This is a genomic window from Pseudomonadota bacterium (assembly GCA_039193195.1).
Lineage (GTDB): Bacteria > Pseudomonadota > Gammaproteobacteria > Steroidobacterales > JBCBZW01 > JBCBZW01.
Map to the genome: position 1 here is coordinate 1 of JBCCWS010000041.1, position 24,238 is coordinate 24,238.

At 62.9% G+C, this 24,238-nt stretch carries 20 protein-coding genes; 13 read left to right on the forward strand and 7 right to left on the reverse strand.

The annotated features are described in order from the left end of the window. Positions 1-658: 658 nt before the first annotated feature. Both AAGA68_21920 and AAGA68_21925 read right to left on the reverse strand, forming a co-directional pair. Entirely contained in the window at positions 659-1,543 is an 885-nt protein-coding gene (locus AAGA68_21920; protein MEM9387727.1) for a hypothetical protein, read from the reverse strand. Between the two features lie 297 nt (positions 1,544-1,840). Continuing rightward, on the reverse strand, positions 1,841-2,659 hold the full coding sequence (locus AAGA68_21925; GenBank protein MEM9387728.1) for a hypothetical protein: 819 nt from the start codon (positions 2,657-2,659) through the stop codon (positions 1,841-1,843). Between the two features lie 208 nt (positions 2,660-2,867). Between AAGA68_21925 and AAGA68_21930 the strand changes: the two genes are divergently transcribed. From AAGA68_21930 to AAGA68_21960, 7 genes are all read left to right on the forward strand, one after another. After that, the gene (locus AAGA68_21930) at positions 2,868-4,310 is read left to right on the forward strand and encodes an alpha/beta fold hydrolase (GenBank protein MEM9387729.1); all 1,443 of its coding nucleotides are present in this window, start codon (positions 2,868-2,870) and stop codon (positions 4,308-4,310) included. Next, entirely contained in the window at positions 4,307-5,011 is a 705-nt protein-coding gene (locus AAGA68_21935; GenBank protein MEM9387730.1) for an ATP-binding cassette domain-containing protein, read from the forward strand. The genes AAGA68_21930 and AAGA68_21935 overlap by 4 nt, the downstream gene beginning before the upstream one ends. Further along, on the forward strand, positions 5,008-6,150 hold the full coding sequence (locus tag AAGA68_21940; protein ID MEM9387731.1) for an ABC transporter permease subunit: 1,143 nt from the start codon (positions 5,008-5,010) through the stop codon (positions 6,148-6,150). Before AAGA68_21935 ends, AAGA68_21940 begins: the two co-directional genes overlap by 4 nt. Before the next feature lie 343 nt (positions 6,151-6,493). Beyond that, a complete protein-coding gene (locus AAGA68_21945; GenBank protein MEM9387732.1) occupies positions 6,494-6,991 on the forward strand; it encodes a TIR domain-containing protein in 498 nt (165 codons plus the stop codon). 152 nt (positions 6,992-7,143) lie between these two features. Continuing rightward, positions 7,144-7,560 (forward strand): VOC family protein, encoded by a 417-nt coding sequence (locus tag AAGA68_21950; GenBank protein ID MEM9387733.1) that lies wholly within the window; start codon positions 7,144-7,146, stop codon positions 7,558-7,560. A gap of 410 nt (positions 7,561-7,970) precedes the next feature. After that, the gene (locus AAGA68_21955; GenBank protein ID MEM9387734.1) at positions 7,971-8,588 is read left to right on the forward strand and encodes a hypothetical protein; all 618 of its coding nucleotides are present in this window, start codon (positions 7,971-7,973) and stop codon (positions 8,586-8,588) included. Between the two features lie 1,148 nt (positions 8,589-9,736). Next, positions 9,737-10,513, forward strand: coding sequence for an FRG domain-containing protein (locus AAGA68_21960; protein ID MEM9387735.1), 777 nt, complete (start codon positions 9,737-9,739; stop codon positions 10,511-10,513). 121 nt (positions 10,514-10,634) lie between these two features. Here AAGA68_21960 and AAGA68_21965 read toward each other — a convergent pair whose 3' ends face one another. Beyond that, positions 10,635-11,882 (reverse strand): TIR domain-containing protein, encoded by a 1,248-nt coding sequence (locus AAGA68_21965; GenBank protein ID MEM9387736.1) that lies wholly within the window; start codon positions 11,880-11,882, stop codon positions 10,635-10,637. A gap of 545 nt (positions 11,883-12,427) precedes the next feature. On the opposite strand from AAGA68_21965, the gene AAGA68_21970 reads away from it, so the two are divergent. From AAGA68_21970 to AAGA68_21990, 5 genes are all read left to right on the forward strand, one after another. Further along, positions 12,428-13,633 carry a phosphoserine transaminase gene (locus AAGA68_21970; protein ID MEM9387737.1) on the forward strand — a complete coding sequence of 402 codons (1,206 nt, stop codon included), beginning with the start codon at positions 12,428-12,430 and terminating at the stop codon, positions 13,631-13,633. A gap of 15 nt (positions 13,634-13,648) precedes the next feature. Further along, positions 13,649-15,250 (forward strand): phosphoglycerate dehydrogenase, encoded by a 1,602-nt coding sequence (gene serA, locus AAGA68_21975; protein ID MEM9387738.1) that lies wholly within the window; start codon positions 13,649-13,651, stop codon positions 15,248-15,250. Further along, positions 15,243-15,884, forward strand: a complete 642-nt coding sequence (serB, locus tag AAGA68_21980; protein ID MEM9387739.1) for a phosphoserine phosphatase SerB — start codon at positions 15,243-15,245, stop codon at positions 15,882-15,884. The genes serA and serB overlap by 8 nt, the downstream gene beginning before the upstream one ends. Positions 15,885-15,893: 9 nt before the next feature. Continuing rightward, entirely contained in the window at positions 15,894-16,304 is a 411-nt protein-coding gene (locus AAGA68_21985) for a nuclear transport factor 2 family protein (protein MEM9387740.1), read from the forward strand. Between the two features lie 157 nt (positions 16,305-16,461). Beyond that, positions 16,462-17,211, forward strand: coding sequence for a carbonic anhydrase family protein (locus AAGA68_21990; protein MEM9387741.1), 750 nt, complete (start codon positions 16,462-16,464; stop codon positions 17,209-17,211). 11 nt (positions 17,212-17,222) lie between these two features. On the opposite strand, the gene AAGA68_21995 is transcribed toward AAGA68_21990, so the two are convergent. Next, positions 17,223-18,188 (reverse strand): LysR family transcriptional regulator, encoded by a 966-nt coding sequence (locus AAGA68_21995; protein ID MEM9387742.1) that lies wholly within the window; start codon positions 18,186-18,188, stop codon positions 17,223-17,225. A gap of 313 nt (positions 18,189-18,501) precedes the next feature. On the opposite strand from AAGA68_21995, the gene AAGA68_22000 reads away from it, so the two are divergent. Continuing rightward, positions 18,502-19,938 carry a DcaP family trimeric outer membrane transporter gene (locus AAGA68_22000; GenBank protein ID MEM9387743.1) on the forward strand — a complete coding sequence of 479 codons (1,437 nt, stop codon included), beginning with the start codon at positions 18,502-18,504 and terminating at the stop codon, positions 19,936-19,938. Positions 19,939-19,943: 5 nt separating this feature from the next. On the opposite strand, the gene AAGA68_22005 is transcribed toward AAGA68_22000, so the two are convergent. The 3 genes from AAGA68_22005 to AAGA68_22015 are packed head-to-tail and all read right to left on the reverse strand — an operon-like array spanning position 19,944 to position 24,213. After that, entirely contained in the window at positions 19,944-22,016 is a 2,073-nt protein-coding gene (locus AAGA68_22005) for a multicopper oxidase domain-containing protein (protein MEM9387744.1), read from the reverse strand. A 56-nt stretch (positions 22,017-22,072) separates the two neighbouring features. Continuing rightward, on the reverse strand, positions 22,073-22,906 hold the full coding sequence (locus AAGA68_22010) for a hypothetical protein (protein MEM9387745.1): 834 nt from the start codon (positions 22,904-22,906) through the stop codon (positions 22,073-22,075). 32 nt (positions 22,907-22,938) lie between these two features. After that, complete coding sequence (locus AAGA68_22015; protein ID MEM9387746.1) at positions 22,939-24,213, reverse strand: hypothetical protein; 1,275 nt, start codon at positions 24,211-24,213, stop codon at positions 22,939-22,941. Positions 24,214-24,238: the final 25 nt, after the last annotated feature.

Genomic DNA, 24,238 nt, shown 5'->3' on the forward strand with positions numbered 1-24,238 from the left:
CCGGTTAGTTCGTTGAAGAATTTGCGGGTTCTTTTCCCCCCTGAGCACGTTGCTCCTCCTCCCGTGGGGCCTGCCACGCTCGTCGTCGCGCCGCGCTCCGGAGCAAAAAGCCCCGTGCGAATTCCTCAACGAACTAACCGGACAGGACACTAGCAACATCGACCAGCACATCCTGCACTCAGGTCCACACCCCTAGCGTTGATTTGGAGGAGTTGAAGTCGAATACCCGACATCTGCATGTCGACATCGGCACTCGTGAACGAAGGGCGGAAGAAGATGTATAGTCGCCTTAGGAGATGCCTAACTTCACTCGGCGTATGTCAAACCGGATAGCCCGTTAGGCTCGGTTTTCTGATTGGTGCCGTCGTCAGATAATTCAACGCGAAAGCCGCAGAGCGATCGCAGGCAGCACCACACACACAGCACCGTCATGTACACCCTGCCGGTTAGGAGAACGTCGACATCGCACGCACGCGAGATGGCCGAAAACGCGTGTGCAGCTGATCGAGACTCCGCCTACCGCACCTCTCTGAGGTTGACCAACTGTCTAACACCGCGCAGTGGATCGGAGGAACTCTCTGCACCGCCACCTTTCGTGCCGATGCTCCATTCAACCTGCTCTACGTGCTCCATATACCACGCGGCGACATCAGCGCTTTCAGTGGAGCTTGATCTTGCTAACAGAGAAGTTGGCAAACCGCACCGTCTCTTCTTCCGCTCGTAGGTTGCCTAAATCCGCGACAGAGCGGTAGATTCCCCACTTCGGTCGTACGAAGTGATTCGCGGCCTCGCCGCGCCACAGGTCTAGCGCTGACACGGAGATATCAAAGACAATCGCGCCGTCGCGCAGGCGCGTCGCGATTAGGCGCAGCTCGCCGGACTCGGCGAAGGTGGCGCGACAGTACACGTCGAGCCACTCACCCACCACGTCACGCCAGGGCTGACGGGCGAGTACCATCCCGCCTTGACCGGCACTATGGCGCACCTCGATCCCATCCTCGCCCCTGCGCTTAGCGCCGGATATGGTGAGCATGGGCTGACTGTCGCGCCCACCCACGGCCTTTAGTTGGAAGAAATGGGTGAAGCGCCGTGACACGGCCATCGACGCATTGATCTTGAATTTCCAAGTGTAGAGCAGGGTCTCATTCGCGAACGCCTTGAGTGCCGGCACGGACTTGTCGTACGCCTTGATCTCATTGCGCTGACGATCGGCCTTCTCCACACGGTCGCGATCGCGATCGACATCCCGATGGATAACGAATACGAAGTGCGGGCCGACCGCCGCGTCCGTGTCCTCGTAGATATGCTCCACCCCGAGGTGGTTGACGGCGTAGAGGTCAGGCGCTTCGATCGATCTCCTACCGGCAAAGTCTCGGATCAGGGCGTACGCGCTGAGGCCCAATTGGGGCCCGTCGGCATCCAGGGTTCGCGTGGTGAGCTTGGAAAACACAGCATTGTCCGCCACCTCTAGCGCAAGCGGCGCCTGCTTGGGCGCGGCGGACGCGTGTGAGACGTTGGGCACCTCGTATGAAGCGACGACCATGGGGGCCTCGTCCGTACGATGGGTCGCAAACGCCAGACCTGAGAGGACACTAGCCACCCAGGCCATCGCCCACCGTCCCGTGCTTAGCGGCACCCTACGCACGCCTTCGGCCGGACGGCGCCGATCGCCTGCCAATTGTCTAGTGGACAACATCTGTTCTCCGGCCATCTTGCCCGTAAAACACCCGTCGGCCTTCCCTGTGGAATCACCGGTCGGTTGGTGGCGTTCGCACCTACTCGCTCAGCCTCTCGTTGACTGCACCGTACGCAATGTCGACGTGCGCCGCAAACTCACGCCTTAGGTGGACTTGTGCAAGCGAGAGAACCTCGTCCGCAACAAGAAGGCGACCATCATCAGCAGCGGCGCGAAAGCCAGTGCAACCGGCGCCAAGGTATCGTTGAACGCTTCGGGGAACACCTGCGGCTGCCCCAAAAAAAACGAGCCAGAGGCGATGAAGAACGACACGCACACGCGCCACAAGTGCCGAGACACGCGTGCGGCTGGGAACAGTTTTTTGCGAATGATGGCATTGGCTTCTCCGTACACGGCAGCTACACCGACAAACACAAAGAGCACGAATGCCTGGGGCGGCGAGCCGTCTACAGTGCCGGTAGCGCTGTTCGCTCCGAGGAACATGAAGTACAACCCCATGCCAGTTATCGCGAGCGCCAATGCCAAACCGACTCGCTCAGTCCAGCTCGCGCGGAATTCGCGACGCCTCGCCGTCATGAGGCTCGAGGCCAGGAGGTAAAGGGCCAACACGCCGGCCACCAAGTTCGGTCTCTGCCCTTCAGTGAGAAACGGAGCTACGGCGGCGCCGATCAAGTAGGTGATGGCCATCGAGACGACGAACGTGTACCCCGCCGCTCGGTGCAGTTCCCCGCCCTTTCGTGCGACCGCGGCAATAACTCCCAAAACCAGACCAACCGCACCGCCACCAATGTGCAGGTACAGAAGAACGGCAGCGGCGATGTGCGCGATGGCCGGTGCCGATGGCGACACCTCAAGCTGGACGGCAACTGCGCTCGTCGGGGTCATCAAGGCGAGCAGCGCAGCGAGCAACGCCTGAGGGTAGCGGCAAACTCGAGCCCTAGTGTTTGTAGGGGAATTCCTCATCACGGGGCGCTCGCTCCGAACAGGGCAGTCGAAGTCTAGGAACTTGTCCCGCACACCACATCCGCCAAAAGTAGGATGGGCTGCAAGCCCCACTCCGCCCCGAGGGCTAGGTCACCCGATGCGACGTCGCTCGCATCGCCCGTGTAAGCAAATCGTAGGATCGAAGACTACCCCTCCAAGAACGGGCGCAGCGCCCGTGGAGGGATGCATGAAATTCAATCAGTTGCTATTGCGTGCGGGGGCCTTGATGGCAGGCGCAGCGTACCTAGCGGGGTGCTCCTCACCCCAGCTGGCGATCGACTTCCAGCCTTGCTCGGTGCCCAACGTCGATCGCGTCGTGCAGTGCGCGAACGTACTTGTGCCAGTCGATCATGAGCAGCACAACGGAGAGGAACTCGCCCTCTTCGTCGTGCGTGCCCCCGCGAAAGGGGTACGCGAGAACGCAGCGCCGCTCATGATCCTTGCCGGCGGCCCCGGCCAGGCCGCCGCGTCTCACTACGGCGCTCTCGTAAGATCATCCTTACGCCAAGCGAACACGAACCGAGACCTGATCCTGGTCGACCAGCGCGGCACCGGTCGCTCCCATCCCCTCGAATGCGAAGCGGTGACCGGACTCGGCTTACAGCTGATGAGCGACGACGAACTGGCCGAAGGCGTCGGTGCATGCCTCAAGCACTACGAGGTAAGCCCGCGCCACTTTGCCAGTGAGTCCATCGTGCGTGACCTCGACCACGTGCGCGAGCTCCTCGGCGAGGAGCAAGTCGCCCTGTGGGGAGCCTCCTTCGGTACGCGCCTAGCCCTGCGCTATCTCGCGCGCTACCCTGAGCGAGTCGCGGCGATGGTGATCGATGGTGTGACCTCGAACACCGAATCCCTGTTTGCACAGGCGCCCAAGCACTCGCACGCGGCCGTCATGGCGCTGCTCGCGCGGTGTGAGCACGAAAGCGCCTGCGATGCGCATCAGGTAGTGCAGGACATGGAGCACCTCATCGCCGCCTCAGTCGACACCGTAAACCTACGTGATCCATTGGGCGGCGAGCACATCACACAGGAGATCGACGGCCCGGTCGGCCGCAACTCCGTACGCGGCGCACTCTACTCACCAACGCGCACCGCCCTGATCCCCCTCGCGCTTCGCCGCGCCAGCAACGGCGACCACCAGATGCTCGCCGCGCTCGCGGCAGACACCGCCTCTTGGGCTGGCGAGACGATGTTCGGCGGCGCCACCTTGAGCATCCTCTGCACGGAAGACGTCGACCGCATTACCCCCGAGGCAGCGCGCCTTGCCGGCGAAGGAAGTCTCTTCCAAGACAGCTACTACCGCTTCTGGGCAACGGCCTGTCGGCACTGGCCGCGCACGGACCTGCCCGCGGACTACGGCGAGCTGGTGGTCTCCGACGTGCCCACGCTCGCCCTATCGGGCGGCCTGGACCCGGTCACGCCTCCCGCCTCAGCGGAGGTGGCCATTCGCGGCCTAAGTCAGGTGCAACACCTCGTGGCGCCTGCCGTGGGCCACAACGTCACGCCCGAGGGGTGCGCCCCCCGCCTCATCGCCCAGTTCCTCGACGCCCCGCGGCAGCCAATCGATGGCACCTGCCTGAAGAACCTGAAGGCTCCCCCCATCGTCCCTACCGGAGAAACAGCACTGTGATTTCAATTAACGGATTCGAAAAGTCGTACGGCCAGGTGCAGGCAGCAAGGGGCATCACCTTCGACGCGCGCGACGGCGAGATTACCACCCTGCTGGGTCTCAACGGGTCGGGAAAATCGACGACGCTGCGCGCAATCGCCGGCACCTTGACGCCCGATCGTGGCACGGTGCGAATCGATGGGGTCGACATACAAGCAGATTCGCACCAGGCCCTTCGCGCGCTCGGTGTCTTCCCCGATCGCTTCGGTCTCTACCCGCGCCTGAGCGTGCGCGAGCACCTTGCGCACATCGCCGAGCTGCACGCCCTTGCGCGGGTCGAGAGCGCGATCGCGGCGGTCAGCGCCCAGCTTGGCCTAGGTGACATCCTGGACCGACGCACGGAGGGCTTCAGCGAGGGGCAGCGCATGCGCACGGGGATCGCCATGAGCCTGCTGCACAACCCGCAGAACCTCGTGCTCGACGAGCCCAGCCGTGGGCTGGACGTGCTCGGTGTGCGCGACCTTCGCACACTGCTGTGCGAGTTACGAGACGCGGGCAGAGCGATTCTCTTCTCCAGCCATGTGCTGGCCGAAGTCGAAGAGATCGCCGACCGCATCGTGATCATCGACTCAGGACAAGTGCTGCGAGTGGATTCCCCGCGCGACCTGCGGGGCAATTGCGCATCGCTAGAGGATGCCGTGCTACGGGAGTTGGCTGCATGAAAACCCTAACGCAGATGATCGAGATCGCACGTAAAGAGCTGCTGCACATCCTGCGCGATCGACGCACGGTGGTCTCCACGCAGCTATACGCGTTGTTGGGCCCTATCCTGTTGGTCGTGACCATAGGAGCCCTGGCGGGAGATCCGCAGCGCACGCTACGGGTGGGGATGGTGGGACAGGACGCGGCGATTACGCAAGCCTTAACGCAGCGCGGCCTGGAAATTGTGCCGCAGGAAACGGTGCCGCTCACGGCGCAGGCGCTCGAGAAAGTGGATGTGGTCGTGGCCATCCCACCGGACGCGGCCAAGGCGCGCGAGCGACACCGCTCTGTGCAACTCGACCTTTTCACGGGCAAGGATGCTGACCAAGGTCGGGCCGAGGAAGAAGTCCGCCGGGCGATCGGATCACTGTCCGCACGAATCTCCTCGACGGCACTGATCCGCCAGGGCGTGGCGCCGGTGGTGACCCAGCCCTATCGGGTCAACACAGTCGCCCTGGACGACACCTCGAAGCTCGGGCTCTTCGCGAGCGTGTTCATCCTCTACATCGTGCTGGCGCCGTTCCTCGCAAGCTCCGGCGCCGCGATCGACAGCGCGACCGGTGAGCGCGAACGCGGCACGCTCGCCCTGATGCGACTGCAGCCGCTTTCGCCGGTGGCGTGGGTCGCCGGAAAATGGGCCGTGATCTCCCTCTTCGGGTGGGCCGGCGCCCTGGTGACGACCGTGGTCTCGGCGCTAACGCTCCACCAGCTGGTGCCCGCGCAAGCGGTCGAGCTCAACCTGGGCGTGGGCAGCGTGATGCTACTGGCGCTCGCCGCACTGCCCGTCTCGTTGCTGGCCTCCGCCGTTGGCTTTGCCTTGGCGCTGCAAGCCAGGACCACCATGGAGGCCCAGACGCGCCTGACGATGGTCAGTATCCTGCCCGTGGCGGTGGGGTTGATGGCAACAGCGGGAGCGGCACCGCAGGGCGTCAGCCTGCCCGTGCTCTTCGAACTTACATCGCTGCCGGCGTGGCTCACCGGCGCTGCATTCCCGGTCAGCCAAGCGCTCGTGAGCGGTGTGCTGTCGATCGCGTTGATCGTTGGCGTGGTGCTGTGGGGGGCACGACGCATTACGAGCGAAGACTACTGGGTGGCTTGACCGTGACTTGGCTGCGCGAATTGCACTGTCAGCCTCGCCAGTGAGCTAGTTATCGCCACGGCAGAGCGCTCGCCGGTGGAAAGTCTGTACGGCGGCGAACAAGCACTCTCCTTAACATCGGTCTAGGACCCTGCACATACCAAAGCACAACGGGTAAATCGCCCCCTGTTTCGCCGTCCGAGCGCGCGTTCGAACCCGGTAAGCGCAGCATCCAGACGCGACGGCTGACGTCTGCTTCGACTTGGTTTGCAGCTGGCGGTACTGATGCTCACGCCATAGCCGCAGCCCAGCCTGTGAAGTGAAGAGCGCCTAAGCCATTCTACTGCGAAGAACGACAGAGTAAATGCACATACTGACGGGTATTGACGCCCAAGTGACCGAGTCTACGTCGAGGTTGGAGAAGTCAGTGAGCTTACGGCAAATACATGTCTTTATTAGTCACGCCTGGTCCCACTCCACCCACTATGAGACGCTTGCCTCATGGATCTTCGACGAGCCCTGGTCAATCGGCCAAGCTTCATTGAAGTTCAGAAACTTCTCGGTACCAAGGTCTGATCCGATACACAACGCCCACAGCGATAGGGAGCTCAAGAAACGAATCTACAACCAATTGAGTCGAGCGCACGTGGTCGTGATCCCGACCGGCATGTATGCAACCTATAGCAAGTGGATTGGCAAGGAAATCAAGGGTGCACAGTTTTACTCCAAACCAATCCTCGCTGTGAAACCCCTGGGACAAGAGCGGGCATCGTCAGTGGTCGGAGCAAACGCAAGCAAGTCCGTGGGATGGAGCAAAAGAACCGTCGTCGAAGGGATATGGACACTCTATCGTGATGCCTAACGCGTGGCCCTCCGAGATGACCCACCACCTCCGAGCGATTTGCGGAGCGACAATCGCTTGCACACAAGCAACCACGATGGCAGCGACACCCATGCCACTAGGGATGCTGGCTTGCTCACGCCCGCAACCCCCTCGGCGACGGAAGTAGGAACTTGCAACGAACACCCGGGTTCCTTGGCGTTCAGTACTTTGAGATTCCCGTCGAAGATCTGGACCGCGCAGTCTCTTTCTACGAGGAAGCCTTCAACATCCCCCTCACCAGAGAGTCCGTCGATGGCTACGAGATGGCGCTCTTCCCTGAGACTGCACAAGGTCGCGGCGCTACAGGGGCACTTGCCAAGGGGGACGTGTACGTTCCAGCAAAGACTGGAGCGATACTGTATCTGAGCGTACCGAGTATCAAACGTAGCCTTGATCGGCTAACGAGGCTTGGCGCCGAAGTCTTGCTGGATCCTCGCGAAGTACCGGGTCAGGGCATCGTTGCGGAGTTCGAAGATTCTGAGGGCAATCGAATCGCTCTCTTCCAACCCACCGATGCGAGTTCCGCCTCGCTACACACTTCGCCCTAGTCGACGAAGGTCAGCCACTCGAGAGATCGACCACGTGCAGGTACCACGAAGCCAGGCTCGGCGAGCGCTCTGCAGCATCTCGTTGAGCACGCGCCTTTACTTTCGCTACCTCGAGGCCTCGATGCACGTCGCTTACCTAGCATCTTGCCTAGTACGTTAGGTAATATTCCCACTCAAAGCGCGACACTGAGATCAGCTTTTCAGCCAGCCTACGCGCTTCCGCCTGCGCTCTTAACCCGCTGATCTAGAGGTTACTTTCATCCATTGGTGGCGGTGGTACCGCGCACTCGCATCCTCGCCATCGCCACCGATTCGGTATCACTGAACTGTGCTGAAGGCGAAATCGAATTGATTGCACCGCCCGTGCCGTTAGGCTAATTGTATGCAAGCGTCAACGAGCGATAGCCCACATGAGACACTCAACTGGCCTCGCCGCAGCCCTGGCATCAGTGCTGCTTTCCTCGCCCACGTACGCAGCCAATCCAGCTCCGAGCCCCGCCGCCGACGGTGGTTTAGGCGGCGTTGAGTGGGTACGCCAAACGCTGGAGTCCGGCTTTGACGGCACAGAGATGAGTCCGCTGACCCTGTCGGGGGCAAGCGGTCAGTCGGGTAGCCTCGGCGCAAGCGTCACACTTGCCTCTCTGCGGAGCACCGACACGCAGGTACCCCTGGCAAGCTCAGCCACATCACCGACAAGGCAAGACATCGGACGAGTCGCGTTGACGACTCGGCCCATTGGCGCGTCGGTCACGGAAAGGGCCTCCATGGAAGAGGTGGTGGCCGTGGGAATGCGTCGACGCGAGCCCCGGTGGGATCTACAGATCGTCGAGGAACCCGAGAGGGACTGGCATCGTCGCGACGGCACGGTCCGCACCGACACTGGACGCATAGCCGTCGGCCGCGCCGTGATCTTCCAAGACCTGAGTGATCGGCGTCGCTACGACATGCATCTCGACGAGTACCGCGACCCGCGACCTCAGCAGTCCGTCTCGGTCGGCCTGCTCGGCGGGCGACGATTGCAGGACTGACTGAGCTGGTCCTACGTATCCACCCGCTTCCAATCACCTGCGCCGACCCGCCCGAGCGTCGCCTGCATCTGAGGCAGCACTTGGGTCGACCGACCCGCAACGGTAGTGAAGGGTGGGAGCGTTCACGTGTCGCGACTTCACCGAAACCGTTAGGTGTCACCGCAAGAGTCCAATACGTCTCTCTGACTCACGAAGTGTGCAAGCTCAACCGGGTCTTCTGCTGACAGCGCACCTTGTGCCCAATAGACGCAACCGCCGGCGCGGGTCGGTAGTCGCCCTTTCGGCCAGCACCTTCGCGCAGTACGGTTTGGGGCTGCGCTGCGCCTCGCTTAGGACAGCCACCAGGAGCTCACGCAGTGGGATCGAGAGCGTTGCGCCGCCAGCCGCTCCGGCGACAGCCGGAGTGGAGGTTGAATCAAGCGACCGCCCCCGGCGACCTTTATACAGCGCCGCGACGCACCAACACCTGGCATCGGAGAGTCTCGACCGACCTCACTCTAGCCCTTTCGGGACGCAGACGAACGTCTTCTGACCTTGTCGAATGGCTGCCCGGAGCTGCGTGGCCGCTGCCTCACATGCTTGCTTACTCTCGTACTCCTGGGAGTCAAGCGCCACTGATCTAGTGGTCTGGCCAGAGCTGTTGATGCTCACCACGATGAAGACGTAAAGAATGTAGTTCACGACTCTATATCTCTGGATTGGCCCGTGCGTTTGGGAGCAATGCTATCACTACTAGGGCTCGTTTCAGACTCAAAAGCGTTGGCGCCCACCGGTTGCCGACGGATGAGCTCGGGCGCCTCCAGGCTCACGCCAGCGTCACCGACTGCCGGTAACTTGAAGAGGCGGCGCCGCGATAGGACTCTCCGATACACTGCATAGCATCCTTCACCTATCTCCATCACCACAGCGTCACAGACGCATCGTCCGAGATGCGCTCGACATTGCGGGCTGGATAGTCAGTACGACCGGGAATGCGTTGCGCGCGCGTGAGCGAGTCAACCCAAGCCCTGGATGGGCGATTTCGCAGACGCCTTGCGACTAGGTAGGATAGGTCCGGGAGACCGGAGCCAACGCGCCAATACGAGCCCTAGTGGGCCATCTTCCTTCCCCTAGGTGGCGCGTGCCTAATCAGACCCCGAGATCACGGAATGACTAAGTACATCCAGAACGACGATGGAGAGATTCGGGAGTACCGAGTCGATGACTTCGAGGCACTAAGGGACTTAGTAGAGAACGAGATGCAGGGTATCGAGCGTTTCGTATTCCGCGGCCAATCCGATTCCCAATGGCGCCTAGAAACCACCCTCGACAGGTTGATTCGTAATGCCAGATCTACGGGAAGCAAGCAGGGCTCGCTAGACTCCTTCGTTGAGAAGCATCTAAACCGATTCAAGCTGGAAATCCGTGGTCGGCGCGGCGATAACCCATCGAAGCTGGAGGAAGATGAGCTGTGGGCGCTCGGGCAGCACTACGGTTTGGCAACACCACTGCTCGATTGGTCTCAATCGCCCTACATATCAATATTCTTCGCCCTAGTTGATATCGTGGATCCTGTCCGTCAGCGTGCGCTCTGGTGCCTGAACCAGGAGGCGCTTGACAAAGTCAATTTAGCACTTTCTGACGAGAGGAAACTGCGTCTGATTTTCCCTGACTCGGACGACAACAAGCGCCTGCTTGGACAGTCGGGACTGTTCTCTAAGGGCCCGGTGATGATGGATGTTGAACGCTGGGTGAGGGAAAACGCAGCCTCGCCGATCGTGTCGGACGCCATACTATTGAAGGTCGATTTCCCGGGCGACCCTGTGTTCAGGAAGTCGGCCCTGAAGAAACTGAGCTTGATGAACATCACGCACTCAACGATTTTTCCGGATGTGTCCGGCGCCAGCCAGCATTGCAACATCGTGGCAGAGGACTACGAGATCTGACGGAGCGCTGGTAAGCCATCGGCAACAAGGTCTACGCGCGTGTCTCCGCCGGAAGAGCAGGTCGGTCGACTAAGACCCACGCCAATTTCCGCTCCCGCTCGGCTACAACGCTCAATAGTTCCTAGAGCGCAAACAGGTAGTAGTAAGGGGACCAAAACTCCCGACGATCCGTCGTGACCAGAAACCGCACGAGCACATTGCTCGGCATGGACTTGTACGACTTGAGCACCAAACCGAATCGGTAAGGCTCATTCGGCTGAAGGAACACGGGGTCGCCCAGCGCTACCTCCTCGACGATGGGTAGCCCGGTCCACTCGTAGTCGAGCGTGCCCATGACGGATCGCAGGGTGGTTGGGCTCGGGTAAGCGCCGTAGGTGGCGACAAACTCCTGCAGGGTTGCTGAAAGATCGATTAGCGAGTCACCCACGCGGAAGGTATCACTGGGCGGGCGAGCAGGCATTGCGATCTCGTACTGTCGGTCGATCCTGACCCGCGTCGTCTCCCAATCGCCAAGCGAGACCGTGATTTGCGCAGCGAACTCGATCTCCACGCCGAGCGACAGGATGAGCAACGTGTCGCCCGAGTGATTCGACAGCAGGATGTCAAAGCTCGGGTCGATGGCCTCGTTCTGAAGGTGCTTCTGGGCGAAGAAGCGAGCCGCTTGGCGACATCGTTCGGGACGCGTGAACAGCGCCGGGCAGACGTAGGCGCCACTTGCCTTGCGCGCCTCGATCGTAGCCATGAGATCCCCGTCGTCACCGGCAAGACTCAGCGCCCGCTCGTAGTAGTAATTGGGACGATTCGCCGGCACTTCTTCCCAGTGATCATTCTCGGGATCCAGAGTTACGCGCGAGAAGCGAAGCGCGCCCTCCTCCATCGTCTTCTCGGGCGTTGGGCCTTGGAGCACGTAGATCGCTCCTGATACCAATCCCAGCACCAACACGGCCAGCGTGGCGGCGACGCGCGCACGACCCTTGCTCCTGACCGGCGAAATCGCTTTCAGCACGGCGGCGGTGACGCTGCCCGCGGGTTCAAGCACGGTGAGCGAGCGAAGGTACGGCGGCAGGTCGTCCGCGTCGTAGGCAGAGACGGCGATCGGCAGCACACGGCCGGTGGGATCCGGCCAGCGATCTTGGGCGTAGCCAAGCTCGGTTTGGGTATAGCGGGCGGGTTCGAGGGCGGCACTACTCACCAGCACGAGCATCCGATCGGCAGATGCGATCTCCCTCCGAAGTGCGGGGTGATAGGCATCCCCCGCCCCGAGCCCGATCGAATCGATGAAGACGCGGTGTCCCTGCTGAACGAGGGCGTGATAGAGCTCCTCGGCGATCACTCGGTCCGCCGATGCGTAGGAGATGAAGATGCGCACGAAGCCCCCGTCCGCGAAGCCCTAACCGCTGGGGGAATTCTGGGGAACGAACGCACCGACGACAAGCTGCGCTTACGCGCGCCCGAAGACCGCCGCCACGAAGCCGCGAGGATCGGCGATCCCGAGTCTCTCAACGTGCCGTCTGAGCGCTACACTTCATTCGCTGATTCACTACACCGGACACGCACACCCCCAAGCACCTGTGCCCCCGCGGCACATTGACGGCCCCAAGGATATCCTCGTGGGAGCACGCTCGTGGATGGCATTCATATCGCTCTGTGTCCAAGGGTCATTGCGGGGCAGTCGACCTGAGCATCGATCCAAGCGCCCCTCGTGGAGCTCCCCCCGCAGTTGCCTAGCTGCTTCCGACGAACAGAGTAACTGGCCACCGCGGTGGCTCGCCCGTAACGCTGTGCCGATGGCGCTCGAAGGCTTGATTTCTGCCTTCACATTGGGTCTCCTACACGGGCCTGGCGGAGCAACCCGCCCACAGACTAGAGGTTTGAAACATGACGACGCACGACGTGCGTTCGCCGCGTGCCCCCATGCGTGCGCCGGCAACCCCACCCAGTGGCGCCAGCCCTGCGCCCGTGGCTAAGCCCACGCGAAAACCCGCCGATCCTAACTTCTCCTCCGGCCCTTGCACCAAGTTTCCCGGCTGGACAGTACAACTGCTGGCCGGCGCCGCCGTAGGCCGTTCCCACCGCGCGAAGGAACCCAAGGCAAAGCTGAAGGCCGTCATCGATCGCTCGAAGGCGCTGTTGGGTCTGCCCGACGACTGGCTCGTGGGCATCGTGCCCGGCTCGGACACGGGCGCAGTCGAAATGGCCATGTGGTCGATGCTGGGCGCGCGTCCAGTCACGGTGCTGGAGTGGGAGAGCTTCTCCAAGGACTGGGCGACCGACGCCCTCAAGCAGCTACAGCTTGCCAACGCCCAGGTCATGAAGGCCGAGTACGGCGCCCTGCCGGACCTCGCTGCCGTCGATCCTGCCCACGATCTCGTGTTCGCCTTCAATGGCACCACCTCTGGCGTTCGCGTGCCCGACCTCGACTGGATTGCCGAGGACCGCGAGGGCATCGTCATCTGCGACGCCACCTCCGCCGCCTTCGCCATGGAGATGGACTTGCGCAAGCTGGACGTGGTGACTTGGTCCTGGCAAAAGGTGCTCGGCTCCGAGGCCGCGCACGGCATGCTGGCGGTCTCACCTCGGGCCGTTGAGCGCCTTGAAACCTACGTCCCGCCGCGCGCCCTGCCTAAGCTGTTTCGCTTGACCAAGGCGGGCAAGCTCAACGCGGGGATCTTTCAGGGCGCCACGATCAACACCCCCTCCATGCTCGCCGTCGAAGACGTGTTAGCCGCCCTCGACTGGGCCGATCGCATCGGCGGCGGCCCGGCGCTCGTCGCACGCGCGCAAGCGAACTTCGCCGCCCTCGACGCCTGGGTTCAGACGACTCCCTGGATCGACTGGCTCGCCGGTGACAGTGCGACGCGCTCCTGCACCTCCATGTGCCTGAAGATCGTCGACCCCGCCTTTCAGAAGCTCTCGCCCGAAGCGCAGGCTGCCTTCTGCAAGGGCCTCGTGAAGCTAGTGGAAGCCGAAGGTGCCGCCTACGATTTCAACGGCTACCGCGACGCGCCCGCAGGCCTTCGCATCTGGGGCGGCGCCACGGTCGAGACCGGCAACATCGAAGCCCTGACGCCTTGGCTCGAGTGGGCCTTCGCTACGCAATCTTCTCTCACATTTTCCTGAATAGGTGACCGCGGCATGAGCGCGAAACCCAAGATTCTGATCTCCGATTCCCTGTCCACCCAAGCAGTCCAGACCTTCGAGAACATGGGCTGCGAGGTTACCGTCTCCGGCAAGCTCACGCCGGAAGAACTTCAACACATGATCCCCGAGTTCCATGGCCTCGCCGTTCGCTCAGCCACCAAAGTGACGCCGGAACTGCTGGAGAAGGCCACCAACCTGAAGGTGGTGGGCCGTGCCGGTATCGGTGTCGACAACATCGACGTCCAGGCCTGCACGCGCCACGGTGTGGTGGTGATGAACACGCCCTTCGGCAACGCCATCACCACCGCCGAGCACGCGATCGCCATGATGTTCGCCCTGGCCCGCCACATCCCCCAGGCGAATGCGTCCACCCATCGGGGCCTGTGGGAGAAATCCAAGTTCATGGGCACGGAGCTTACCGGCAAAACCCTAGGGCTCATCGGCGCTGGCAACATCGGATCCATCGTGGCGGCTAAGGCCATCGGGGTGGGCCTCAAGGTGATCGCCTACGACCCCTTCCTGTCACAGGAGCGCGCCAAAGACTTAGGCATCACCAAGCTGGAGCTGGATGAGTTGCTGGGCCGCGCCGACATCATCACCCTGCACGTGCCCAAGACCCCGCAGACCGAGAACATCCTTGACGCCAACGCCTTCAACAAGATGAAGAAGGGCGTGATGATCGTAAACTGCGCACGCGGTGGGCTGCTCGACGAGGCAGCGCTCCTCGTTTCCCTCGAGAGTGGCTACGTGCGCGGAGCAGCCCTGGACGTGTTCGCGAAGGAGCCCGCCAAGGAGAATCCCCTATTCGGGCATCCTAAGGTGATCTGCACGCCGCACCTTGGGGCCTCGACCCAGGAGGCGCAGGAGAAGGTAGCTGTGCAGGTGGCCGAGCAGATGGCTAACTACCTCGTCGACGGCGCCGTGCAGAACGCCCTGAACACCCCGTCCCTGAGTGCTGAAGACGCGCGCAAGCTGGGCCCGTGGATAGACCTGGCCAAGCACCTGGGCTCCATGGTCGGGCAGCTGACCGATGAGGAGATCACGGAAATGCAGATCGAGTACTGCGGCGACGCTGCGGGACTCGAGCACGAACCGATCACCAACGCCGCGATGGCCGCCATGCTCGGCACCAAGTTCGCCTCGGTCAATTTGGTCAACGTGCGCGACATGGCGCACCAGCGAGGCATCAACGTCAAGCAGACGCGTGCCGACAGCGCCGGCGACTACCACGCGGTGATCCGCATCCGCGTATCGACGCCAGAGCTGAGCCGCTCGATTGCCGGCACCATGATGGCGGGGCGCCCGCGCGTCACGGAGATCAAGGGCATCCAGCTAGAGTCCACCTTGGGCAACTACATGCTCTACATCACCAACCAGGATCAGCCCGGACTGATAGGCGCCGTTGGCTCGCGCATGGCGGCGAGCGGGATCAACATCGCCAACTTCCATCTGGGACGGCTGGAGCAAGGCGGTGATGCCATTGCATTTCTGGAGATCGACAGCGCGGTGAGCGAGGAAGACCTGTCTTCCCTGCTCGCCCTGCCACAGATCGATCGCTGCCGCTTTCTCGAGTTCCCAGACATGGCGCATGCGTGAGCGGCGCGGCTATGCGCTGCTCGTCTCGGATATGGACTCGACCATCGCCGAGGGCGAGACGATCGTCGATATGGCTGAGGCCCTTGGACTTGGCCCGAAGATCGCCGAGATCACCGAGCGGGCGATGCGCGGCGAACTGGACTTCCGTGAGGCGCTAGAGGCACGCGTGGCCATGCTGCGGGGGCTGCAGCTATCGAGGATTCAGCGCATCGCCCGAGACGTGCGCCTCTCACAGGGCGCGGCTGAGTTGCTCAGCACCTGCCGCACGCTCGGAATGCGCACGGTACTGGTCAGCGGCGGTTTCGATCTCATCGCGGATGTGGTGGGAGCTCGCTTGGGGTTCGATCGGGTTGTCTCCAACGGCCTGGAGACTGCGGATGACGCCCTCACCGGCATCGTCCTCGAACCGGTGGTCACGGCGCAAAGGAAGGCCGCCGTGCTGCGCGAGGAGTGTCAGGCCCTGAACATCTCGCCCGCGCAAGCGGTGGCCATCGGCGATGGCGCTAACGATATCGATATGATCCGCGAGGCCGGGCTGGGGGTGGCCTACCGCGGCAAGGCGATGACCCGCTCTGCGGCAGACCTGAGCCTCGAGCGACTGGCCGACCTAGCACCGCACTTGACGCGCGCGTAGGGCTGACGCGTGGACGCTACGCAGGGACCCTCGGAAGACGACCTCCTAAGCCACCTCCGCACGCTAGAACGCGCCCTCCATCAACCCAGTGTACGCGCCGACCTCACTCGGCTCGACGCCCTACTCCACGATTCCTTTGTCGAGTTTGGCAGCTCGGGTCGCGTCTTCTCTAAGGCAGATCTGCTTCAGCAACTGCCGACAGAGTCACACCCGAGTGCTGTGCTAGCACAGGATTTTGCTGTGGCACCGCTCGGCGAGGGCATTGCGCTTCTCACCTATCGATCCGCGCACGTGGATGGGGACGGCCGAACATCTCGTCACACCCTAAGGGCGACCCTCTGGCAACGCACGCCAGCGGGTTGGCAAGCGCGCTTCCATCAAGGCACCGCCACCGCCGCCTTCGATTGCCCGGCACCCTAGTGAACGCGCACCTGAACTCATCCAACACCACGCGTGCCGCACAGGCGCTCATCGGGCGCGCGCTGCACGCCTTGTCCCACACGACACCGTCGACTGAACTGTAGTGGTCCGGGAGCGCTGCTCCCCAGGCGTTGACGCTGCTATCGAGGCGCTAGTCATGCACCACACATCTCCCATCGTCGCCCACTTGAGTCTACTCCTCGCCACGATGCCAATCGTCAGCATCGCAGAAGAGCCTGAGTCAATGGCGCCGGAGACTCTATACACGCTACCGGGGCTCGACCATGGTCTGATGCAATCGCCGGTGAATATTCTCACCCAGAACGCGCGCAGCGGCGGCCACCGGGTGCTGTTCCACGACGATCACGTCGCCGCCGACGCAGTCCGCAACACCGGTCACTCCGTGCAGCTGTCCATGGCCTCGGGCGCGAGCGTCGAGTTCGAAGACAAGCGCTACGCACTCTCCCAATGCCACTTCCACACCCCCTCGGAGCATCAGGTGGACGGCGTCACCTTTCCGATGGAGATGCACTGCGTGGCCACTGGCATCGAACCGAAGGACCCGCCTGACTACCTGGTGGTGGGTTTCCTGTTTCGGATGGGTGCGGAGAGTAACTTCATCCGAAAATTCGTATCGGCGATCCCCAGTGAGGCGAATGGTTCTTATAGGCTGCAGGGTGATCCTCTGTTCATCGAGGACATCGCCCGTGAAGGATCCATCGAGCAGGGTTACTACGCCTACCGCGGATCCCTCACCACGCCGCCCTACACGGAGTCCGTGCGCTGGCTCATCCTAAAATCCGTGCTCGAGGCAAGTCCAGCCCAGATAGAGCGCATCAATGCTACCGAGGGCAACAACGCACGGCACGTGCAGGCGCTGTTCGGCCGCACCGTCGAGCAACAGTGAGCCAACGGTGCTCATGCACCTGCCCGCGCAGCGTCGAGAAAGCGCTGCACCTTGGGGCTGCGATGCAGATCGACGTGCGTCACCACCCAAATGCGCGTGCTCCAGCGTCGATGCGGCTGTTCTAGTTGCACCAGCGTATCGGCGTGGCGTTCAGCCACCTCCAACGGCAAGAACCCGATGCCCACCCCACTGACGATGGCGCGAATGAGCACACGCGGGTCGTTCGTTTGAAAGGTGCGGGCATGGTCTGGCGCGTTGCGCCGTAACCACACAGCAATCCCTGCAGGCCCCTCGGGCGCCAGCACGGCGAACCGGTGCTCGGCATAGCGCTCACTTTCGGCGCCCAACTCGCCATGCTTGGCGAGGTAGTCGCGGCTCGCGAACAAGCCGAAGCGAATCTCGCCAAAGGGCAACACCACGTAATCGGGATGCGCCGGCTTTCGGCCTATACGAAAGGCAATGTGGGCCTCGCCATACTCCAGGCGCAGCAGTTCCGGCCCCTCGATGAACTGCACGCTCACCTCGGGGCACTGCGCCTGGAAGCGCTGGACGACGGGAATGACCTTGTAGGCAGCGTCGGCCAGGGAGGACACGATCAGCTTGCCCGACAAGGCGGACTCTAAACCCAGGGCTTTGCCTATCACCGAGCGGAAGTGCGCTTCCGACGCCTTCGCCGCCTGGATGAGTTCCATCCCCAGATCGGTAGGGGCATACCCGCGCGCATGGCGGTGGAACAGCTTGGCGCGCAGGGCTTGCTCGAGCGCGTCCACGTGGCGAATCACCGTTGCCCGATGGATGCCCAGATGCTCGGCCGCGGCGGATACGGTGCCCAGGCGACCTACCTGATAGGCGGTCTTGATCTCGGTCCAGTTCTGCATGGGCGCCGTCGCTTCATCAGCGGTGGCGCTCACCAGGCCGGTGCCCTGAGTCGCTCTGGCGAGCGGTCGCTGCTGCGTCCGTTTCGTGTCGTCAATCATCGTCGTCCCTGCTCCCGGCATTGATGGTGGCCTCCCCCAGCGGCGAGTGGCGTCGAAGCGCAGCGGCGAATATCAGGACCGGCTCGCCCCGACTCAAGCCGCTCTGGCGCACATCACATGTGCGTTTCAGATCCGAGCAACCGTTGCCGTTAAGGCGCGTGCGACCGGGCGTCCCAGACCGAGCGGTTCGCCCCCACCACCGGGCGCGCGAAAACGCTTAACGCGCGCACTTCCCCTGCGCGCTGCACGCCTATTCGTCGCTTCCTTGGGTCAGGAAGCTAGTGGCTGCGTCTAGCCCAGAAGGAACTTCGCGATGTCGAGCACCGACCCAACGCACTGCCTTGAAACCTCCACGCGCAATCGACCGGGAGGTGTCCTTCGCGCCGCCGTGGCTGCAGCGCTGCTCGGCGCGCAGGCCGCGCCGGCCCGAACAGGCCCGGAGTTCGACGCCCTCAGAGCGCAACTAGAGGCGCTGACGGAAGTGGTGGCTCAGCAGGCTCAGGAGATCGAGCGGCTGAAGCAAGGCGCGGCGAGTTCACCAACGCCAGGTGCCTCACCCTCTTCCGATGGCTCGGTCGCAGACGGCGATGCGCAGGTCATTGGACCGCAAGGCCGTCCGGCACGCCAACCGCTAGGTCGCTTCCCCGACGATGCGATCGTGACCGCCGGCAACTTCGACGGCGCCATCCGCATACCGGGCACGGGCGCCTCCGTGCGCCTCGGGGGCTTCATCCGCGCAGAGGGCAACTACGACCTTGACAATGCGGGCTTCCAGGACTCGTTCAACCCGCGCAGGATCCCTCTGGACGGCAGCGTCGACGACGATACGCAACAGGTACGCTTCCATGTTCGCAACACCCGAGTGAATCTCGACGTTCGCAACGATACCCCCCTTGGCGAGTTCCGCACCTTCGTCGAGTTCGACTTCTTCGGCGGCGGCAACGAGTTTATCAGCAACTACGAGGCACGCATTCGCCACGCGGCCGCGCAGCTGGGCAGCCTCTACGTTGGCCAGTGGTGGTCGCAGTTCGTCGACATCCGCTCCTCGCCGGAGACCGTGGACTTCGGCGGCCCCTTCTCGCAACCCGCAGCACGAAACCCCGGTGTTAGGTGGAATCAGTCCGCCGGCGAGCAGTGGCGCTTTGGAGTCGGCATCGAGAATCCCGCCGGCGATCTGACCGGGCCCGAGGCTCTGCTCGCCTCCGATTCCGTGCCCAATGTGACGAGCTTCGTCGAGACCACCCGCCCCTGGGGCCGCTTGCGCCTGTCTGCCCTCGGTTTGCAGTTGGAATCGACCACGGACGAGATCTTCACTGGTGGAATTCAATTCTCCGGGCGCGTCTACGTGCCTTGGCTCGACCCGCGCGACAACATCGTCTTCGGCGCGCAAGCGGGTGAGGGGTTCACTCACTTCTACTCCACGCTGGCGACCGTGGGCCTCGATGGGGTGGTCAGCGAGGACGGCAGCGTAGAGGCGACCGGCATCCTCGGCGGCTTCTTCGCCTACCAGCACTGGTGGTCGGAGCGCTGGCGCTCCACCTTCGAGGTCAGCGCCCTGGACCTCGACCTGCCTCAAGGGGCCGACAGCAGCGCCTACACCGGCGGCGAACGCTTCTCCGCCAACCTCTACTGGACGCCGGTGGACAACGCCAACTTCGGTATCGAGATGATCTACGGCCGCAACGGAGTACTGTCCGGTGAGAACGGCTCAGCCTCGCGCCTGGCCGCCGTTGCTCGCTTCGACTTCTAGGCCTATCAGTGGTGGCCGACGCTGGCGCTCGCCGTAGGGGCGGCGGGCACGATCTGAAGCGCCTGCATCATGCCGAAGTCCTCGTGATCCAAGATGTGGCAGTGGAGCACGAAGGTGCCGATGTAGCGCCGGTAGTGGGTGCGTACGGTCACCGTGTACGGCACGCCGAAGATATTCGTTGGTAAGAAGATCGTGTCCTTCCACTGCCCCTTGAGACCAGCGTAGACGGATCCCGAGTCGAAGGCGCTAACATCCACTCCCGTGTCCGGATCCACGATGCTCACGATCTGCACGGGATTGACATGCTTGTGAAACGGGTGCCCCTCCGTGAAGGCTGCTAGGGTCCATTCCTCGACGTTGTCCAAGGTCAGGGTTCGATCGATTCGACCTGAGACGTAGTCACTGGCCTCGATCAGGCGCGGTAGCTCCCCTGGCGTGAGCTCAAGGTTGCCGACGACGAACTCGTTTTGCGGCGCATCTTCCACGATGATCGTATCGAAGCCTAGGGTCTGTTCGCCGTCCACGGGTAATTCCAGCAACGAGCGGTGCGCAACGAAGGACGCGAGACTCATGGGCTGTCGAGACAGCTCCTCCACCACCCGATCGCGCGCGTCGGCCGGCATATGGCGCGCGGCGGAGGCTCGAAGAGATGCACCCACGAAGGCCTCGGCCGAGTGTCCATCCAGCGCGTCGCACTCCCCGTCTACCACCACGAAGCCCAACAGCTGGCGCTGCTTGCTCTGCATGCGAATACTGTCGGCACGGGGGGCCTCGTTGTCGATGAGACAGTAGGCGCCCGACTCGGGGAAGACCATCAGCAAATCGTCACGATAGCCTGGATGCAGGTTACTACGACCCTGACGCATCACCTGGCTGCGCGTGAGTCCATCGAGGGCGATCGAGAACTGCGCCACCTCAGGCCCGGCACAGTTCTCCACCACGAAGCGGGCACGGCTGTCGGCGTCGCCGCCCCGATAGGCAAGGTCAGGCGCCGCGCCCGTGTAGCGACGTACGCTCAGCGACACCGACCCACTCACGCCAGCTTGAATCACGCGCCAGCGCTCCAGCACCCCGGCGCGCACGCCGTAGATCGTCGGTACCACCTGCCCGTTGACCGCCGTATGGCGCCCCGACACTTCCCACCGAGTCTTGAGGTCTGGGATACCCGTGGGCGTATCGAAGTGATGCTCCACGCCGAACTGGTTGTAGCCCTCAACGGCACCGACATCACCCTCTTCGCACACCCAGTAGCCATCCTCGTCGGTCTTGATCTCGATGGTTCCATCCGCCCGGCGCGGGCCACAGGCGTAGGCAATCTGAGTCAACACGAATACGCGTTCCGCGAAGGGCGCGCCGTCGACCGTGCGCAGCAGCGTATCGATGTCGCCTGTGCGATCAGCCCCTGGCAAGCGCTCGCCGCGCACGATGAGCGGCCCGCCCATGCCGCTGCTCACCTGCAGAGCGGTCGAGCCGTGTAGGTGTGGGTGATACCAGAAGGTGCCAGCCGGGTGATCGGAGGGGACGTTGTACTCGTGGGTAAACCGTTGGCCTGGCGCCAGCCTTAGCAAGACGTTGTCTGAGTTGCCGGCGGGACTCACCCAAAGGCCGTGCGTGTGCATGTTGGAGTCGTTGAAGCAATGGGGAATGTTGATGTCCCCATGATCGATACAGGACGGATCCTCGGCAGGCAGATCATTGATCAGGGTAAAGCGGAAGGTATCGCCTGGACGCAGGATGATGGCGGGCGGCACGAAGGGCACGGCTGGGTTGACCCCCTCACCCTGGTAGCTGCGCAAACGCACATGATCCATACGCCCGGTGGCGGGGTTGTAGATCTCGCCGTCTGTGTACGCGATGCGCGCCGTCCACTCCACGGTGCCGGCTTCCAGTCGGGGCAGGGCGTCGCGAGCACGAAGCTGCGTCGCGGGTGAGGCGTAGGCGAGTCCCGCAGGCGGCATGGCCACCAGCGGCGTAGACCCGTGGAGCGTATCCGCAGCATTACTAGGGGATGTCCACATCGCTAAGACAAGCAACAGGGCGCCGCATGAGCGGCGCGGGGCCGACTTGCGTACATGCATGGGAAGTCCTCGTTGGGGTGCCGGTAACGGCGCAAGCTCAAGGGAGATCACACGGATCACTCAGCAATGATAAATGTTCGGTTGAAGCTGGCCGCGCTCGCACTGAGTTCACGATTGGCGGTGGTGGGGTCGTCGAACAGGCCGGTGGGGCGATTGCCAGCGAGATCTTCAAGAGTGGGATCCACCCGCAAGGTGTAGGTGCCGGCTTCCCAGGTCTGCGCCGGCGAGAAGCGCCACACCTGCTCGTGCCTCGCCAGCATTATCGCCCCTGGCACCGCGTGCCGATCCGCATCTAGCACTCGGATTCGATAGGCGAGCGACAAGTGATCTGTAGGCCCTTGCAGGGCGACCGTCAGCGCCTGGCGCGTGCGCACGGCGGGAAGCTCCAAGGACCACTCGGCGGGATTGGGGGCGCGGCGATCCGCCCTCCCTGCCGTAAATCGTTTCTCGTGCGCGACGCTCATCGCACAGCCCCTTGCATCTCGTAGGCCCCGCTCGATGCGCAGCGCGTAGCGTCGCCCGTGCGCGAGCACGGCGCCCATGCGTTGGTGCGCCGCCAGCCCCGTCTTAACGCGTCCCGGATCGAGCAGCACGGTCAGACGCCGACCGTCGGTGGACCAAAGACCGAAGCGCGTGTTCAGCAGAGCACCGGGCACGACCCCTCCCTGGTCATCACGCAGCGAGACTTGGGCAGCGGGATCCGAGCGCTCCATCGGCTGCGTGAAATAGACGTAGAGCCTGAGCAGGTTCTGGGGTAACTCGTCCGCCGTAGGGTACACCTCGGCTACGCGCGCACGGGCCGGAGAGGCATCCGCGCAGTCTACGTTCGCACCGGCCGGGGAACTCACAGCCACGATCAGCCAAAGCAGGGTCCGCATCCAACGTCGCACCGGGCGCTCCTCGATACAGGGTTATTTGCGACTTACTTCACTGCGTCCGGGAAACCCTCGTCCATCTTCAGCAAGTTCTGGAACATACGTGCGCCATCCTGCGACTCGTCGTACTCGTAGTCGGGGAAGTTGTACTCGCTGACGAAGGTGGAAAGGCGCATGTAGGCCCCCTTACGGAAGGACACCAGCTCCATATCGCCGCTGTCGAGATCACGGCGTAAGGTAAGCAAGTACTGAGGGTCTTGGTCCGCGGCTTGGAGGATGCCGCTCAACGGCAAGGGCATGGTGCTAACGCCGCTGTTGCTGCCGATCTGCACCACTTCCTTGAGTCCGGTTGCTTTGGCCGCCGCGGTGAGCGCCGGCAGGGGAATCAGATCCGCATCCATCTCCCGGTTTATCACCAACACGAAGCGCTGTGCCTCTCGCTCGGCGTTGTAGGCAGTGAAGGAGAGCACTTCCAACGGCGTGTTGCCGTAGCCTAGCTCCGCGACGGTCTTGCCAACGACGTGCTCACCGTCTTTGAGACTGGCCACGTCGAAGGTGACCAGGGGCGTGCAGGTATAGGCAGCGACCACCGTTGCCTCGCCATCAAGGTCCACCACCGTCAACGCCCGAATCGGTGCCCGCGTCTCTTGCTGACCGTGCGCCGTGTGAAAGATCTCCACCGAGCTGGTGCTGTTGCCATCAGCGCTGAAGGGGTAAGGGATCTGGCGCAGGGTGGAGGCGAACTCGCCCGTGGACAAACCGGAGACGAACAGTACGCCGTCGGCGAAATCTAGATCCGTTACGGCAAAGGTGCTGGCGGGAATCGCCCGCCAGAAGGTCACCCCGTCGTCCGCAGGCCGCTGCAAGGCCATCGATGTGCTCGGCAGCTTCTCGAGGGGAAGCTGGCTGATCTCCCCATCTGGAGACACGCGCACGATGGCGGGGGCAGGCCCCGTATCACCGGCGCTAACGGTCAGCGACACGAAGGCATCCTTGGTGACCGGATGCACGGCCAGATCGTTGAACCTGATGTCGCGGGAACGTAGCTGGAGTGAGTCCGCCAGCGCGGTACCGAACTGCTCCAGATTGAACGGTGCGGAGTCGACGGAGTCGGCGGCGTTCATGAGGCCGCCCAACTCGTAAGCGTAGATGCGTCCGCCCGCGTTGTCCGCAACGAAGAGCGTGTTGGCATCGCCGAAGGCCAAGATCGTGGTGGACTCGGGCACCTGCTGCTCATCTGCATGGGCGTTCAGCGCGAAAGCGGTAACGATGAGCGCCACCGTTAGGGAACTGGGCATCGCAAGGGAAGGAATCACGGTCATGACCTACCTTGGTTGAGAACCGAAG

Coding starts and splice junctions, on each gene's coding strand:
- AAGA68_22015 (MEM9387746.1), bottom strand. CDS start 24,213: ATGACCGTGATTCCTTCCCTTGCGATGCCCAGTTCCCTAACGGTGGCG.
- AAGA68_21940 (MEM9387731.1), top strand. CDS start 5,008: ATGAAAACCCTAACGCAGATGATCGAGATCGCACGTAAAGAGCTGCTG.
- AAGA68_21970 (MEM9387737.1), top strand. CDS start 12,428: ATGCGTGCGCCGGCAACCCCACCCAGTGGCGCCAGCCCTGCGCCCGTG.
- serB (MEM9387739.1), top strand. CDS start 15,243: ATGCGTGAGCGGCGCGGCTATGCGCTGCTCGTCTCGGATATGGACTCG.
- AAGA68_21960 (MEM9387735.1), top strand. CDS start 9,737: ATGACTAAGTACATCCAGAACGACGATGGAGAGATTCGGGAGTACCGA.
- AAGA68_22005 (MEM9387744.1), bottom strand. CDS start 22,016: ATGCATGTACGCAAGTCGGCCCCGCGCCGCTCATGCGGCGCCCTGTTG.
- AAGA68_21990 (MEM9387741.1), top strand. CDS start 16,462: ATGCACCACACATCTCCCATCGTCGCCCACTTGAGTCTACTCCTCGCC.
- AAGA68_21920 (MEM9387727.1), bottom strand. CDS start 1,543: ATGGTCGTCGCTTCATACGAGGTGCCCAACGTCTCACACGCGTCCGCC.
- AAGA68_21995 (MEM9387742.1), bottom strand. CDS start 18,188: ATGATTGACGACACGAAACGGACGCAGCAGCGACCGCTCGCCAGAGCG.
- AAGA68_21955 (MEM9387734.1), top strand. CDS start 7,971: ATGAGACACTCAACTGGCCTCGCCGCAGCCCTGGCATCAGTGCTGCTT.
- AAGA68_21925 (MEM9387728.1), bottom strand. CDS start 2,659: ATGAGGAATTCCCCTACAAACACTAGGGCTCGAGTTTGCCGCTACCCT.
- serA (MEM9387738.1), top strand. CDS start 13,649: ATGAGCGCGAAACCCAAGATTCTGATCTCCGATTCCCTGTCCACCCAA.
- AAGA68_21945 (MEM9387732.1), top strand. CDS start 6,494: ATGCACATACTGACGGGTATTGACGCCCAAGTGACCGAGTCTACGTCG.
- AAGA68_21930 (MEM9387729.1), top strand. CDS start 2,868: ATGAAATTCAATCAGTTGCTATTGCGTGCGGGGGCCTTGATGGCAGGC.
- AAGA68_22000 (MEM9387743.1), top strand. CDS start 18,502: ATGTCGAGCACCGACCCAACGCACTGCCTTGAAACCTCCACGCGCAAT.